This is a genomic window from Cryobacterium levicorallinum (assembly GCF_004402405.1).
Classification (GTDB): Bacteria; Actinomycetota; Actinomycetes; order Actinomycetales; family Microbacteriaceae; genus Cryobacterium; species Cryobacterium levicorallinum.
This window is the reverse complement of record NZ_SOFE01000023.1, coordinates 266813-281884: the sequence shown is the minus strand read 5'-3', so window position 1 is coordinate 281884 and position 15072 is coordinate 266813. Positions and strand designations below refer to the sequence as shown.

Genomic DNA, 15072 nt, shown 5'->3' with positions numbered 1-15072 from the left:
GCCCTCCAAAATGACTCCCAGATCACGCCCAAGGAGATTCACCTTATGACGAACGAGAGCTTCGATTACGTGATAGTCGGCGGCGGAAGCGCCGGATCGGTCCTCGCAGACAGGCTGAGCGCCGACGGACAGCACACGGTGCTGGTCCTTGAAGCGGGCCGCAGCGACTACCCGTGGGACCTTTTCATCCAGATGCCGGCGGCCCTCACCTTCCCCAGCGGCAACAGGTTCTACGACTGGCAATACGAATCCGACCCCGAACCCCGCATGCACGGTCGGAAGATCGCCCACGCCCGCGGCAAAGTGCTCGGCGGCTCCAGCTCCATCAACGGGATGATCTTCCAGCGCGGTAACCCCCTGGACTACGAACGCTGGGGAGCGGACGCCGGCATGGAGACCTGGGACTTCGCGCACTGTCTGCCCTACTTCAAACGCATGGAAACCACGCTGGCCGCAGCTCTGGACGATGACTTGCGCGGCCATGACGGACCTCTGGTCCTGGAGCGCGGGCCCGCCCGCAATCCCCTGTTCCAGGCCTTCTTCCGCGCCGCCGAGGAAGCGGGTCACAAACGCACCGATGACGTCAACGGGTACAGGCAGGAAGGCTTCGGCCCGTTCGACCGTAACATCCACAAGGGCCAGCGGCTGTCGGCTTCCCGGGCTTACCTTCGCCCCAACAAGGGCCGTCGGAACCTGACAGTCCGCACCCGGGCGCTGGTGGCCAGAGTCAACTTCGACGGCACAACGGCCACGGGGGTCAGCTACCGCCGGAACGGGAGGCTGCACACCGTCAGCGCCAAGGAGGTGGTGCTGTGCGGCGGGGCCATCAACACGCCCCAGTTGCTGCAACTGTCCGGCATTGGTGATTCGGCCCACCTCTCGTCGCTGGGCATCACGACTGTCGTGGCTCTGCCCGGTGTCGGCGAAAACCTGCAAGACCACCTGGAGGTCTATGTCCAGCACTCCTGCACGCAGCCCGTGTCCATGCAGCCTAGCCTCAGCCTCTGGCGCTACCCATTGATCGGACTCCAGTGGCTGCTGAGCCGCAAGGGCCCGGCTGCCACCAACCATTTCGAAGGAGGCGGATTCGTTCGCTCCAACGATGACGTCGCCTACCCCAACTTGATGTTTCACTTCCTGCCGGTGGCTGTGCGCTACGACGGCCAGAAGGCCGATGCCAAACACGGGTATCAGGTCCACGTCGGCCCCATGTACTCCGACACCAGGGGCAGTCTGAAGATCATCTCCACGAACCCGGCCACGCACCCGTCCCTGCAATTCAACTATCTGTCCACGGACCAGGACCGGCGCGAATGGGTCGAAGCCATCCGGGTTACCCGCGACATTCTCGGCCGGCCGGCCCTGGCTCCCTACAGCGGCGGCGAACTCTCACCCGGCCCGTCCGTGCAGACGGACGAGGAAATCCTGGACTGGGTGGCTCGGGACGCCGAAACGGCGCTCCATCCCTCCTGTACCGCCAAGATGGGCCCTGCCTCTGACCCCCTGGCGGTGGTGGATCCGCTCACCATGAAGGTCCACGGGACCTCGGGGCTCCGCGTGGCTGACGCCTCCGCGATGCCCTATGTGACCAACGGCAACATCTACGCACCGGTCATGATGCTCGCCGAAAAGGCTGCGGACCTCATCCTGGACCGTACGCCACTGGCACCCCAGCACGCCGACTTCTACCGGCACGCACCTGCAGCTACTACCGAGGCCGCGCCCAGTGTGGGTCTCGCATGAACCGCGTTCAGGGTGTTCAGCTGACCGGCCTTGGAACCGTCACGGTCCCCGATGACGCACCGGTGCCTGGGCTGTTTGCGAACGGCCGGTGGACTGAAACGGCCACCGGGTACACCCGGGTCATCCGCTGCCCGGCGGACGGTGAACAGGTCGCCGAGGTTGCCGAATGCACGGCCGCCGACGCCGGGGAAGCCGTCGCCAGCGCCCGTCGCGCGTTCGACAGCGGAGCGTGGCCGGGAACCAGCGAGAAGGCGCGTGGCCAGGTCCTGCTCCGCACCGCCGAATTGCTGGAGCGCGACAAGGCCCTGTATGCCCGGGCCGAGGCCCTCGACACGGGCAAGCGCTACGTCGAAGCGGAATACGACATCGACGATATCGCCGCCTGCTTCAGGTACTACGGCGGCATCGCCGGGACGGACGCAGGCCGTGTGATCGACACCGGAAATCCCGGCAGCATCAGCCGCGTTGTCCACGCACCGGTCGGGGTTTGCGGACTCATCACGCCGTGGAACTACCCCCTTCTGCAGGCCTCCTGGAAGGTGGCCCCGGCCCTGCTGGCCGGTAATACCTTCGTCCTGAAACCCAGCGAATTGACTCCCTCCACGGCCATCCTGCTGATGGAAACGCTCCTGGAAGCCGGGTTGCCGCCCGGCGTCGCAAACCTCGTCACCGGCACGGGCCCCGAGGTCGGCGCCGTCCTGAGCGAAAGCCCGGACGTTGACCTGGTCTCCTTCACCGGCGGCCTGGCCACCGGGATCAGCATCATGAAGGCCGCGGCCGACACCGTGAAGCGGGTCGCCCTGGAACTGGGCGGGAAGAATCCGAACATTGTCTTCGCTGACGCCGACCGCGAGTCTGCTTTGGATAATGCCCTCACTGCGGTGTTCCTGCATTCCGGGCAGGTGTGCTCGGCCGGCACGAGGCTCATTATTGAGGAATCGATCCACGACGAGTTCATGGCCGAACTGGTGCGGCGCGCCCAGTCCATCCGGCTTGGCGGTCCCTTCGACGAGCGCGCGGAAACCGGCCCGCTGATTTCGGCCGCGCACCGTGACAGGGTCCACGCCTATGTCCAGGCCGGCATCGCGGAAGGAGCCACGCTGCTGTGCGGCGGATATATCCCCGACACCGGCGCGCTGGCAATCGGCAGCTACTACCCTCCCACCATCCTGGATGACTGCCACACGTCCATGAACGCCGTCCAGGAAGAGTCGTTTGGACCGGTCCTGACCGTGGAGACCTTCAGCACTGAGCAGGAAGCCATCATGCTGGCGAACGACACCGCCTACGGGCTGGCTGGCGCCGTCTGGACGAATGACGGTTCCCGCGCCCAGCGCGTTGCCGGATCCCTCCGGCACGGAACGGTGTGGATCAACGACTACCACCCCTACCTTCCCCAAGCTGAGTGGGGCGGGTTCGGCAAGTCGGGAAACGGCCGCGAACTTGGGCTTCAGGGTCTCGCGGAGTACCGAGAAACCAAACACATCTGGCAAAACATCAACCCCCAGCCCAGCCACTGGTTCGAGTCTCCACCGGCAGGAGTACAGCAATGAATAGTCCCGACATCTCCGTGCGCAACCTTTGGAAGGTCTTCGGACCGGGGGGCGACCAGATTCCCGGAAACCCCGAACTCTCGGGCCTCAACTCAGCGGAACTGCTGGAACGTACCGGCTGCAACGCTGCCGTCCGTGACCTGAGTTTCGACGTCGCCAAAGGCGAGGTCTTCGTGGTCATGGGACTTTCCGGATCCGGCAAGTCCACCCTGATCCGGTGCCTGACCCGGCTGATCGAACCCACCTCCGGGCAGGTCCTGGTGGACGGCAAGGATGTTCTCCAGGCAGGCATGGCCGAGCTCCGCGAACTGCGCCGGCGGAAGATGTCCATGGTGTTCCAGCATTTCGGCCTCCTCCCGCACCGCACCGTGCTCGACAACGTCTCGTACGGGCTGCAGATCCGCGGGGCGGCCAAAAAAGAACGCTTCACCCGGGCCCGGGAGATCATCGAACTCGTGGGCCTCAAGGGCTACGAACAGCACTACCCGGACCAGCTGTCCGGCGGGATGCAGCAGCGCGTGGGCCTGGGCCGGGCCCTTGCCGGGGATCCGGACACCATCCTCTTCGACGAGCCCTTCTCCGCCCTGGATCCGCTCATTCGCCGTGATATGCAGGCCGAAGTCATCCGGCTGCACAAGGAAATGGGCAAGACCATGGTTTTCGTGACCCACGACCTCTCCGAGGCGCTCAAGCTCGGCGACCGCATCCTGATCATGCGAAACGGAGAGACGGTCCAGTGCGGCACGGGAGATGAGCTGGTGGGGTCCCCGGCGGACAAATACATTGAGGACTTCGTGTCCGAAGTCCTCCGCGCGGATGTCCTGACCCTGAAGTGGATCACCCGGCCCGTTGAGGCCGCAACACCGGCTGACGCGCCCGTTCTCAGTTCACGGATGATCATCCGCGATGCCATCGCGGCGGTCATGCAGTCCCCCTGCCCCGTCCTGGTGGAGGATTCCGGCCGGATCACCGGGCAGATCGACCGTGACAGCATCCTGTCGGTACTACAGCGCACGGAAGCAGCGGCCTAGTGTCCGTCCTCGTCCGGGATCGGGCCACGGCGCAGCCCGCACCGTTCCCCTCCCCCTCCCGTACCCTCGAACCGCGCCGCAGGCCCAGCAGACGCACCATCCTGTTGGCCAGCGCAGTCGTCGTCTGGATCCTGGGATTCGTTTTCCTGCATGGAACCTCCACCCTGACGCTGCCGGCCTCTGAGCTGACGGACCTGCACCGCTCCCTCAACCAGTTCAACGTTTGGGTAGCGGCAAACCGCGCGGACAACCCCGTCTTCCTGTACGTCTTAACGCCCTTGCGTGCCGGCGTCGACGCCGTGGCCAACCTGTTCATCACCACCTTTGCGGCGAGTTCCACGGGCCTTCGTCTGCCGGAAATCGGCTGGCTCGGAACGGTGGGCTTGCTGGGGTGGATCGCGTTGGCGATCGGAAATGCCCGGGTCGCACTGTTGACGGTGACCATCCTTATATTCTTTGGCTTCCAGGGCCTGTTCCTCGAGGCCACCTACACGTTCGCCTTGGTCGTCACCGCTGTGCTGCTGACCCTTCTGGTTGGAATCCCACTCGGTGTCCTGGCCGGCGTGTACGGCCGCGTCGCCAAGTTGATCACGCCGGTACTGGACTTCATGCAGACGCTGCCAACGTTCGTGTACCTGGCCCCCCTGGCTTTGATCTTCCTCATCGGCCCGGCATCGGCCGTTATCGCCACAGTGATCTACGCGGCTCCGCCCGTGATCCGCCTGACGGCGCACGGCATCCGCGGCATCCCCGAGAACACCCGCGAAGCATCCGATTCACTGGGCACAACTGGTGTGCAGCGGCTCCTTACCCTGCAGCTTCCCATGGCCCGCCGCACCATCGTCATGGGGATCAACCAGAGCACCATGGCTGCCCTGTCCATGGTCACCATCGCCGCCCTGATCGCAGCCCCCGGGCTCGGCCAGGTGGTGGTCCGGGCGCTGCAGTCGCTGGACGTCGGCACCGCCGTCAACGCTGGACTGTCCATAGTCCTGCTGGCGATCATGCTGGACCGGGTGACCACCGCCGCAAGCCGCCGCGCGGAACCAGGAGCAGCCCGCAACCGCAGGGTCTCCCGCAGGACCAGATACATCCTCCTGGGCATGACCCTGGTGCTGGCCCTGGTCATGGTGCAGTTCTCCCGGACCATGCTGTGGGCCGCCGCATTCCCGGCCAACCTTGACATCGGCCGGGTGATCGTCCAAGCCGTGAGCTCGGCCAGCGAATGGACGCAGGCCAACCTATCCCTCTTCACCGTCTCCTTCCGGGAAGCCGTCACCACCGGGATCCTCAACCCGTTCCAGTCGCTGCTCACCGAGACACCCTTCTACATCCTGGTGGCCGCTATTGCCCTAGCCGCCTACGCCCTGGGCGGCTGGAAGCTCTCGGCCCTGACCACTGCCTGCCTGGGCGTTATTATCTACCTCGGCCTCTGGAGCGACTCCATGGTCACCCTGGCCGCAACGCTGGTAGCAACCACGGTGGTCATGGTCCTGGGTATAGTCTTCGGCGTCGCCATGGGACGGTCCGCTCGGGTGGACCAGATTATGCGGCCCATGCTGGACGCGGGCCAGACCATGCCCGCCTTTGTCTACCTGGTCCCGTTCCTGGGCCTCTTCGGCGCCACCCGTTTTACAGCGATCATCGCCGGAATCATCTACGCCGCCCCCGTGGCCATCAAGATCACGGCCGACGGCATCGCGGCGATCTCCCCCACCGTTGTCGAAGCCGCCGTATCCAGCGGCTCCACCCCCTGGCAGGTCATCACCAAGGTCCAGCTTCCGATGGCCAGGCAGACCCTGGCCCTCGCCGCGAACCAGGGCCTGATCTATGTCCTGGCCATGGTGGTGGTGGGTGCGCTCGTGGGCGCAGGCGGCCTCGGGTACGACGTCGTTGCTGGCTTCGTGCAAAGCTCGCTCTTCGGCAAGGGCCTCGCTGCAGGCCTTGCCATCGTCTTCCTCGGCATCCTGCTGGACAGGATGACCCAGGCCGCCGCAGCCACACCGGCGCGAAAAATCCCTTCGCCCAAAACGTCGACAACCTGACCGCATGATCGCCCTGCGCCCGGCGCGGTGCACCCCCGCAGTCCCCCCAATAAGGAGATCAGATAATGAACAAAGCTAGATTGCTGTTGAATCGAACTGTCCCGGCAGTGGCTGGAGCTGCTGCCGCGATCATGCTGTTCGCAGGCTGCGGCGGTGCCTCCGTCAATCAGTCGGCTGCCGACCCGGCTGCCGACGGCGCGGCGGCCTGCGGAACGGTCAACGTCGCAATGAACGCCTGGGTGGGGTACACGGCCAATGCCGCCGTGTACAGCTATGTGGCGAAGAACGAGTTGGGCTGCACCGTGGTGCAGAAGGACCTGAATGAGCAGATTTCGTGGCAGGGCTTTGCCTCCGGCGAGGTGGACATCGTGATCGAGAACTGGGGCCACGATGATCTCGCCAAGCAGTACATCACCGATCAGAAAGTGGCCGTCGACGCTGGCGCCACCGGAAACGTGGGCTACATCGGCTGGTACGTGGCGCCCTGGATGGCCGAGAAGTATCCGGACATCACGGAATGGGAGAACCTGAACAAGTATGCCTCGATGCTCGCCACGTCCGAATCCGGAGGCAAAGGGCAGCTACTCGACGGCGATCCCGCCTTCGTCACCAATGACGAGGCGCTGGTGAAGAACCTCAATCTGGACTACAAGGTGGTGTTCTCCGGTTCGGAGGCCGCCCTGATCCAGTCATTCCGTACAGCGGAGCAGAATAAGACGCCGATTCTGGGCTATTTCTACGAGCCGCAGTGGTTCCTGGCCCAGGTGCCGCTTAAAAAGGTCAACTTGCCGGCGTGGACCGAGGGCTGCGACGCGAACGCGGAAGAAGTAGCCTGTGACTACCCGGAATACAAGCTCAACAAGATTATTTCGAAGAAGTTTGCGGACAGTGGATCGCCCGCAGCCAAGCTTGCGAAATCATTCAACTGGACCAATGAGGACCAGAATGCGGTTGCTACGGATATCCAGGGCGGCATGATGCCCGAGGAGGCGGCAAAGAAATGGGTGGATGCTAACGAGGATGCTGTGAACGCCTGGCTCAACTAGTCCAGAACGTTCAGATTATGCGGCGGCGAGTCCTCCCTGGGCTGTCTCACTGATCTCAGCCGGGTCGGTAGACTCACCCACCCACCGGAAATCCGTGGGTGGGTGAGTGACTTGTTTTCAGCTCCTTGTTCGGGCAGCGCGAACGTGTCGCCACCATGCGGATCTGCTGGCCCTGTCTGCGACGAATCGTGGGCATCCGCTCTCAGAGATCGTCTTCGGGTCGGGCGGTGAGGATCCGATTGGCGCTGACCTGCAAAATGCCGAGCGACTCCTGGATCAGGGGCGATGTGATGCTGCCCTTGCGCACCGCAGCGACAATGCGGCGCGAGGGTTTGCCCTTGCCGGCAATGCGCAGTCGAACCACGTTTTCGGCACCGTGCAGCGGCGCCAGCCGCGGCAGCAGTCCCAAGCCCAGCCCCGCACCAACGAAGGCGATCTGGGTTTCCCATTCCACGGCCTCATGGGCAATTCGCGGTGTCACCCCGACTGCCGTGAACGCCGCCGTAAATAGGGCATGGTAGGTGGAACCGGCGGCCTCGGTGATCCAGGGTTCCGTGGCCAGCTCCTCGAGCGTCACCGTTTGCCGTGATGCCAACGGATGGTCGGCGGGAATGATCACGTCCAGGGGATCGTCGAGCAGAACAGTCTGTTCGAAGCGCGCATCATCCTCAACCGGGGTGTCGGACTGCATGGCGACGATGACCGCGAGGTCGATTCGCTCGGCAACCAACAAGTCGAAGCAGCGAGCCGGGTTGGCCTCGAGTACCTGCACCTCTAGCAGGGGGCGTGTCGAGCGCAGCGTGGCGGCCAGCGGCGCGAGCAGCTGGGCAGCCGCCGTGGAGAATCCACCGAGCCCCAAACGGGACGGCACCTGGTCGCCGGCCTCCATGGCCGCGGCGCGCAGGCTCTCCCATTCCGCAATGAGCGCGTCCGAGCCCGCCACGAGATAGCGGCCCGTGGCGGTTAGCCGTACCCCTCGACCGTCCTTCGTCAGCAGCTGCATTCCGAGCACACGCTGGAGCTCACGCAATTGCGCGGAGACCGCGGAGGGAGAATAACCCGTGAGCGCCGCCGTAGCCCCAACGGTGCCGCACCGGCCAAGTACCCGAAGTGTTATAAGCCGTGGATCGATCATGCACTTATTCTGCACTGTTATTTGCTAAATCTTGCGCTTTTGTTGCAGATCTATGCTCCCTAATCTCAGGATTAGCCGTTTTCGACAACGCCGGTTGCCCCCCACTCCGGGTCTCACTCATCGCACACTCATCCAACCCTCTCGGGAGGAAACCCATGGCTGCTCCAGTACACATGCCCCTCAATTCACGTGGAAGACTCGCTTCATACTTGCCAGCCGAGCAGATGGCGGAAATTACCGAGTTGTTTGATTTTCGGCGGGTGGGATATTCCCTCAATTCCCCCTTCTACACCGATCCGACGATTTTCAACATTGACATGAAGGCCATTTTTGGCCAGCATTGGATCTTTGCCGCCAGCATCGCCGAGCTCCCGGAACCAGGAGACTACGTCACTGTCGATTACGGCCCGTATTCCCTGATCGTGCTGCGCGACGACGACGGCGGCGTGAACGTGCTGCACAACGTGTGCCGCCACCGGGGCGCCCGCGTCCTGACCGAAGCTTCGGGGACCACGGGCAACCTGGTCTGCGGCTATCACTCGTGGACCTACTCCCCCCGCGGCGATTTGGTCCATGCCTCGGCACCGGGGGAAACGCAGTTCGACAAGGGCTGTTTCGGTCTCAAGCGCGCCCACAGCCGCGTGTTCGCAGGACTCATCTTCGTCTGCATTGCGGATGAACTGCCAACGGACTTCGACGAAACCGGAAAGATCTTCGAACCCTACCTCGCGCCCCACGACCTATCGAAGACGAAAATCGCTTACCAGCAGAACATCGTCGAGGAGGGCAACTGGAAGCTCGTCATGGAGAACAACCGTGAGTGCTACCACTGCGACGGCCACCCGGAACTCGCCTGCTCCCTCTTTCCCACCTGGGGCCTGACGGAGGGCCTGATCCCACTCCATCTTGAGGAGGTGTGGGGCCGAAACAAGGAAGCACAGTCCTCGCTCGAGGACCGTTGCCGCCGTTATGGCCTTCCCTATGAGGCCGTCGAGGAACTCGACACCCGCGTAGGGGGAATCCGCATCTCACGAGACGCTCTCGACGGCGACGGCGAATCGTTCTCGCCCGACGGGCGCAGACTCTCCAAGAAGCTGCTCGGCGACTTGCGCGACTTCCGCCTTGGCCGCTGCTCGATGCACCTGCAGCCCAACAGCTGGTTCCATTTCGTCGCGGACCACATCATCACGTTCGCCGTCTTCCCCGTCAATGAGCACCAGACGCTGGTACGCACCACCTGGCTGGTGGCTGACGACGCCGTGGAAGGCGTCGATTACGACCTGGAGAAGCTCACCCACACCTGGAAGCAGACCAATCTGCAGGACAAGGCGTTCGTGGAGTTGTGCCAGAAGGGCGCCAGCAGCCCCGCCTACGAGCCCGGCCCGTACATGAAGAGTGAATACCAAGTCGAGGCATTCATCAACTGGTATGTACAGCGCGTGCAGGAGCACTTGGCATGATTGAACTCGGCACCGTCACGGCCATCCAGGAGCCACAGCGCATTCGCGGCTTGGAGATGCCGTGGAACAGGGTGCTGGGCAGCACCGATGGACCCGCCGGTGCGGCCCGCGCATTGGGACCCTGGAATCCGCAGGAGCTTATGGCCGAATGTGTCGAGACCATTCCGGAGGCGGGCGGCATGATGACCTTCGTGTTCCGCCGCTCCGACGGGGCGCCCCTGGCGTTCCGTCCGGGCCAGTACGTGAATGTCGCCTTTCCCGTGAACGGCGAGGACCAGGACGCCGTGGACCGCAGCTACTCGCTGTCCAGTTCGCCCACCAAGCCGTGGACCTTTGAGATAACAGTCAAATGCGACCCCACGGGGCAGGTCTCGCCGTGGGTGCACGCGAACGTCAAACCCGGCACCGTCCTGGAGATGCTCGGGCCGGTCGGGGCCTTCCACCTGCCCGACGTCGACCGGCGGGCACGGTACCTCTTACTGGCGGCCGGCTCCGGCATCACCCCCATCATGTCGATGGTGCGGACCATCCACTCCCTGCCCGGACAGGCCGATGTCGTGCTGCTCTTCCACGGAGCGGAGGCTGGAGGGTTTGCCTTCCACCAGGAATTGAACTACATCGCCTCCGTGGACTCACGCGTCAAGGTCTTCTACTCCCTGGGCAACCGCAGCGAACCCGAGGGGTGGCAAGGGCTCACCGGAAGGCTAACGGCGGCCATGCTCGACCAGGTAGCCCCGGATGCCAACGGGCGCCAGGTTTATGCCTGCGGCCCCGAGGGTTACCTGAACGCAGCCACCAAGCTCCTTGAGAAAGTCGGCGTCGACGACACCTCCATCCACGTGGAATTCTTCTCGGGAGACCGCCAGACCATTCTTGAATACCAGGCGGAGGTCGCGCTTGCAGTGGACATTGCAGAGGAAATCGCCGAGGAAATCGCCGATTCCGCCGAGGACTACTACGAAAGCCAGCCCGCAGCATTCGGGCTCTACGAGCCCGGCTACGATGCCGAGGGAACCCTGGAGGCCACGGGGCTGCCGCTGGAAACCGTCGACTCGGACTCGTCCTGTCCCGAAGCCCCCGACGCCAGTCCGGATGTGGGGCCGGAGGCCGGGTCCACCGATGTCTCGAACTTCGACACGGTCGGCACGGGAAGTCTCACCCTTTCCTTCCTGCGCACCGGCATCAACGTGCGCATCGACCCCACCGAACATATCCTCGGGGTGGCCCAGCGTGCGGGCGTCAGGATTGGCGCGAACTGCAGGGAAGGCATGTGCGGCTCCTGCAAGGTCGTCAAGCTTTCCGGGGAAGTCGACATGAACCACCAGGGCGGGATCCGGGCTCGGGAAATCGATGCAGGCAAGTTCCTGCCGTGCTGCTCGACCGCGCTCACTGATTTAGTGATCGATGCCTAGCCGCCTCCAGCTTCTCCCCCCGGGAGCGTCTCAATAGACCCAATTTGCTTCACGAAAGTGACAACAACGTCCTCACAGGCAGTCTGATGCGACCAGCATCACCGTGAGGGTTCGATCGCCAACCCATAGGAGCCATTTAATGTCAGGTAACAAAGCCGTTGCATACAAGGCGCCGGGGATCGTGGAAATCATCGATACCCCGTATCCCACCTTCGAACTGCAAGCCGGCCCAGGCGTCAATCCCCTCAATGTCGGCCGGAAGATCCCGCACGGGGTCATCCTGCGCACCGTAAGCACCAACATCTGCGGCTCGGACCAGCACATGGTTCGTGGCCGCACGACCGCCCCGGCCGGTCTCGTCCTGGGGCACGAGATCACCGGGGAAGTCATCGAGACCGGGCCCGACGTCGAGTTCATCAAGGTCGGGGACATCGTCTCGGTCCCCTTCAACATCTCCTGCGGACGTTGCCGGAATTGCAAGGAAGGCAAGACCGGAATCTGCCTGAACGTGAACCCAGACCGTCCCGGTTCCGCCTACGGCTATGTCGACATGGGCGGATGGGTCGGCGGGCAGGCGGAGTTCGTCCTGGTCCCCTACGCGGACTGGAACCTGCTGCGGTTCCCCGATCGGGACCAGGCCCTGGAAAAGATCATGGACCTGACCATGCTCTCGGACATCCTCCCGACCGGTTTCCACGGGGCCGTTACTGCAGGTGTTGGCGTCGGGTCCACCGTCTATGTTGCCGGGGCCGGTCCCGTGGGGCTGGCCGCGGCAGCCAGCGCCCAACTGCTGGGGGCTGCGGTGGTCATCGTGGGGGATCTGAATGAGGATCGCCTGACCCAGGCCCGATCCTTTGGCTGCGAAACCGTTAATGTGGCCAACGGGGACCCGGCTGACCAGATCGAGCAGCTTCTCGGGGTCCGGGAGGTCGATGCCGGTATCGACGCGGTCGGTTTCGAGGCCCGCGGACACGGACATGGTGCCGGGGCCCAGGAAGCGCCGGCCACCGTACTCAATTCACTGATGGATCTCACCGCCGCCGGCGGGTCCCTGGGCATTCCCGGCCTGTATGTCACCGGGGATCCGGGCGCCGCGGACGAGGCGGCCCAGAAGGGCAGCCTGTCACTGTCCCTGGGCACCGGCTGGGCGAAGTCCCTCTCCTTTGCTACCGGCCAGTGTCCGGTCATGAAGTACAACCGGCACCTGATGATGGCGATCCTGCATGACAGGATCCAGATCGCCAAGGCGGTCAACGCCACAGCCATTTCACTCCAGGATGCCCCGCGGGGGTACGCGGAATTCGATGCGGGCGCCGCCACGAAGTATGTCCTGGACCCGAACGGCTACCTCAGCAAATAGTCCGCCAGGCAGGTTAGAGCAGTCGGTGCACCACCCATATCGTGTGGGCGGTGCACCGCCCAATCCGTCTTCGAGGCGCTTGAACGTGTTGCGGATCAGATGAATGTTATGCCGATGTCGGCACGGTGGCTTGATGACGTGGGTCTGAATGGCACCGGCTACGTCGCAGCCGAACTGGGCCAGCAACGCAATAGTGTCGTCGCTGGAGACTCTGATCTCGGCAGCGAGGTTGTCCAGGGCGGTGCCTTCCGGCAAAAGTTCTGAGAAGAAGTTGCGTCTTCGCCCCGCCCGGCTGCGGTTGCTGACGAGGTCGAACGGCACCGAGGCGGAGAGGATCGTGCTGCCGAGCCCCAAACACACAGCTGCCTAGGCGTTTAGGCGTGCAGCCAACTCGTGGAGGGTGGGAACGGTGTAGTCCGGTTGCGCGAAGTAGCTCGGATAAGGGGCATCGCCTCGGTTGATCCAAGCGGTGCTGAGGCCCGCTTGGGCTGCCCCGTGGATGTCCCAGGGGTGCACGGCGACCAGGAGCATGTCGGCCGGCTGAACCCCCAGAGCATTCGCGGCGTAGTGATAGGCGGAACCGACAGGTTTCCACGCCGGTGCGTCCTCGACGGTGAGAAGGGCGTCAAAGTTATCTCGAATCCCCGCCTCGGACAGCATGGCTTGTGCCAACCGTGCCGACCCGTTGGACAAGGTCGCGAGGCGGTACCCCGAGACCTTCAACGCCCTGACCCCGTCTGCGACATCCGGGTGCAGGTTCAGCGTCCCGAGGCCCTCCAAGACATGGGATACGGCCTCATCGGCAGTGCGCGTCAGGGCGATGCCGCGGAACAGATCATGCAGGATCGCGGTGCCGATCACGGAGAATCTCGCACTGTCGCCAGACGCGGCGAGGGCGAATCCGTCTCGAAGCAATGATGCGAACCAGATCCGGGCCAGATAACCCGGGGCACCGACCTCCACGAAACGATTCTCCATTGGTGACATGTCCGAGAGGGTCTCATTGACATCGAAAACGATTACTGACGCGGCTGCATTCATGATGGGCTCCTTAAGATTGATCAACGTGCCCGAGATCGGAAACCGACGGCGTCTGTTCACGCCGGTCGTGCCTCGACTCAAACACGAAGTCGGACAAACGATGTGGTCGACCCCTTCCACCCAATAGGCAGAGTCACGGCAGCGAACACGATGCGATCCACGGACCCACGGACCCACGGACCCACGGACCTCCAGTCTACGAAAACCTCGCCCGCGCCCTAAAACTGATCCTGTGAGGCGTGGGATGCACCGCCGGGAATTCCTCCCCTGCCTCATGGTTGTCTTCTAGACGTATCGGAATCGGCGGGTGTAATGCCGCCCGACGGACCGTCGCTCAACTCAACGGAAAGAAGATCGCCATGGACCTCAACAAATTGGATCTCGCCAATCGCCGCGGAATCATCACGGGCGCAGGACAAGGCATCGGCCAGGCCATCGCCCTCGAGTTTGGTCGACGCGGTGGTCACCTCCTGCTGGTCGGCCGCCAATTGGCCACACTCACCGAAACCGCCCGCCTCGTCGCCGCCGCGGGCGGAACAACCGAAATCCTCGTCGAAGACCTGACTCAGCCTGGCGCTGTTGAACGGGTCGCCGACACCGTTGCACCGTGGAGCACGGTTGACCTGCTCGTCAACAATGCCGGCAATGTACGCGCGGGTCGGCTTGAGCTCATCAGCGATGCGGATGTCCATTCAATGATCGATCTGAACCTCACCGCTCCGATCCTGCTCACCAAAGCCCTCCTGCCGGCGCTTCGTCTGAGTGGCGAGGGCCGTGGAAGCATCCTCCTGAACGTTTCCAGCGGGATAGCCCTCGTCGGGATGCCGTTCTATTCGATTTACGCGGCCACGAAATCAGGCTTAGCCCAGTTCGGCGAATCGCTGCGCCGGGAATTGATCGGAACGGGCGTGCACGTTGCGACCGTCTACCCGGGGGCCACCGATACCGCCATGATGACCTCGCAGAACGCCGGTGCCGAACTCGGCTGGGGCCGCCGCAGCCTGGCCGACGTCATCACCGATCTGATCGCTGCATTGCAGGCAGGTGAGCATGAAATCAACACCGCACCCGAGGGCCGCCGGGCAATGCAGGAACTCAACCTCACCGACCCATTGGCCGTGGATGCCGCACTGGCTCCCGGCCTCGAAGCCCTCGAACTCGCGGTGCGCGACCACCGCAGCATCTAGCGGCCCAAACTACGAGACCACCACGTGAAGAACACCGCAACCTCAAGCGGATCCGATTT

The 15072-nt window shown here is 63.7% G+C and carries 12 protein-coding genes; 9 read left to right on the top strand and 3 right to left on the bottom strand.

What is annotated here, in order from left to right; translation table 11 throughout:
- Positions 1-45 precede the first annotated feature (45 nt).
- The 5 genes from betA (at position 46) to E3O11_RS13360 (ending at position 7418) form a co-directional block, all read left to right on the top strand.
- Positions 46-1743 (top strand): choline dehydrogenase, encoded by a 1698-nt coding sequence (gene betA, locus E3O11_RS13380; RefSeq protein WP_092448688.1) that lies wholly within the window; start codon positions 46-48, stop codon positions 1741-1743.
- A complete protein-coding gene (locus E3O11_RS13375; RefSeq protein WP_092448689.1) occupies positions 1740-3296 on the top strand; it encodes an aldehyde dehydrogenase family protein in 1557 nt (518 codons plus the stop codon). Before betA ends, E3O11_RS13375 begins: the two co-directional genes overlap by 4 nt.
- On the top strand, positions 3293-4327 hold the full coding sequence (locus tag E3O11_RS13370) for a quaternary amine ABC transporter ATP-binding protein (protein WP_092448690.1): 1035 nt from the start codon (positions 3293-3295) through the stop codon (positions 4325-4327). Before E3O11_RS13375 ends, E3O11_RS13370 begins: the two co-directional genes overlap by 4 nt.
- The gene (locus E3O11_RS13365) at positions 4327-6372 is read left to right on the top strand and encodes an ABC transporter permease (RefSeq protein ID WP_092448691.1); all 2046 of its coding nucleotides are present in this window, start codon (positions 4327-4329) and stop codon (positions 6370-6372) included. Before E3O11_RS13370 ends, E3O11_RS13365 begins: the two co-directional genes overlap by 1 nt.
- 65 nt (positions 6373-6437) lie before the next feature.
- Positions 6438-7418: an ABC transporter substrate-binding protein gene (locus E3O11_RS13360; protein WP_198415603.1), complete on the top strand. Its 981-nt coding sequence runs from the start codon at positions 6438-6440 to the stop codon at positions 7416-7418.
- 202 nt (positions 7419-7620) lie between these two features.
- Here E3O11_RS13360 and E3O11_RS13355 read toward each other — a convergent pair whose 3' ends face one another.
- The gene (locus E3O11_RS13355) at positions 7621-8553 is read right to left on the bottom strand and encodes a LysR family transcriptional regulator (RefSeq protein WP_092448692.1); all 933 of its coding nucleotides are present in this window, start codon (positions 8551-8553) and stop codon (positions 7621-7623) included.
- 155 nt (positions 8554-8708) lie between these two features.
- On the opposite strand from E3O11_RS13355, the gene E3O11_RS13350 reads away from it, so the two are divergent.
- The 3 genes from E3O11_RS13350 (at position 8709) to fdhA (ending at position 12785) form a co-directional block, all read left to right on the top strand.
- Positions 8709-10013, top strand: a complete 1305-nt coding sequence (locus E3O11_RS13350; RefSeq protein WP_092448693.1) for an aromatic ring-hydroxylating oxygenase subunit alpha — start codon at positions 8709-8711, stop codon at positions 10011-10013.
- The gene (locus E3O11_RS13345; protein WP_092448694.1) at positions 10010-11425 is read left to right on the top strand and encodes a ferredoxin reductase; all 1416 of its coding nucleotides are present in this window, start codon (positions 10010-10012) and stop codon (positions 11423-11425) included. Before E3O11_RS13350 ends, E3O11_RS13345 begins: the two co-directional genes overlap by 4 nt.
- Positions 11426-11564: 139 nt before the next feature.
- Positions 11565-12785, top strand: coding sequence for a formaldehyde dehydrogenase, glutathione-independent (fdhA, locus tag E3O11_RS13340; protein WP_092448695.1), 1221 nt, complete (start codon positions 11565-11567; stop codon positions 12783-12785).
- Here fdhA and E3O11_RS18285 read toward each other — a convergent pair.
- Together E3O11_RS18285 and E3O11_RS13330 are read right to left on the bottom strand one after the other, a co-directional pair.
- The gene (locus tag E3O11_RS18285; RefSeq protein ID WP_241994745.1) at positions 12693-13106 is read right to left on the bottom strand and encodes a HipA N-terminal domain-containing protein; all 414 of its coding nucleotides are present in this window, start codon (positions 13104-13106) and stop codon (positions 12693-12695) included. The two genes, fdhA and E3O11_RS18285, sit on opposite strands and share 93 nt — an antisense overlap.
- A gap of 45 nt (positions 13107-13151) precedes the next feature.
- Complete coding sequence (locus E3O11_RS13330; protein ID WP_092448697.1) at positions 13152-13826, bottom strand: haloacid dehalogenase type II; 675 nt, start codon at positions 13824-13826, stop codon at positions 13152-13154.
- 359 nt (positions 13827-14185) lie between these two features.
- Here E3O11_RS13330 and E3O11_RS13325 point away from each other — a divergent pair, with 359 nt between their 5' ends.
- The gene (locus tag E3O11_RS13325) at positions 14186-15013 is read left to right on the top strand and encodes an SDR family NAD(P)-dependent oxidoreductase (protein ID WP_198415602.1); all 828 of its coding nucleotides are present in this window, start codon (positions 14186-14188) and stop codon (positions 15011-15013) included.
- Positions 15014-15072 lie beyond the last annotated feature (59 nt).

Bases quoted from the DNA above. Each gene is read 5' to 3' on its own strand.
- betA (WP_092448688.1), top strand. From the start codon at position 46: ATGACGAACGAGAGCTTCGATTACGTGATAGTCGGCGGCGGAAGCGCC.
- E3O11_RS13375 (WP_092448689.1), top strand. From the start codon at position 1,740: ATGAACCGCGTTCAGGGTGTTCAGCTGACCGGCCTTGGAACCGTCACG.
- E3O11_RS13370 (WP_092448690.1), top strand. From the start codon at position 3,293: ATGAATAGTCCCGACATCTCCGTGCGCAACCTTTGGAAGGTCTTCGGA.
- E3O11_RS13360 (WP_198415603.1), top strand. From the start codon at position 6,438: ATGAACAAAGCTAGATTGCTGTTGAATCGAACTGTCCCGGCAGTGGCT.
- E3O11_RS13355 (WP_092448692.1), bottom strand. From the start codon at position 8,553: ATGATCGATCCACGGCTTATAACACTTCGGGTACTTGGCCGGTGCGGC.
- E3O11_RS13350 (WP_092448693.1), top strand. From the start codon at position 8,709: ATGGCTGCTCCAGTACACATGCCCCTCAATTCACGTGGAAGACTCGCT.
- E3O11_RS13345 (WP_092448694.1), top strand. From the start codon at position 10,010: ATGATTGAACTCGGCACCGTCACGGCCATCCAGGAGCCACAGCGCATT.
- fdhA (WP_092448695.1), top strand. From the start codon at position 11,565: ATGTCAGGTAACAAAGCCGTTGCATACAAGGCGCCGGGGATCGTGGAA.
- E3O11_RS13330 (WP_092448697.1), bottom strand. From the start codon at position 13,826: ATGAATGCAGCCGCGTCAGTAATCGTTTTCGATGTCAATGAGACCCTC.
- E3O11_RS13325 (WP_198415602.1), top strand. From the start codon at position 14,186: ATGGACCTCAACAAATTGGATCTCGCCAATCGCCGCGGAATCATCACG.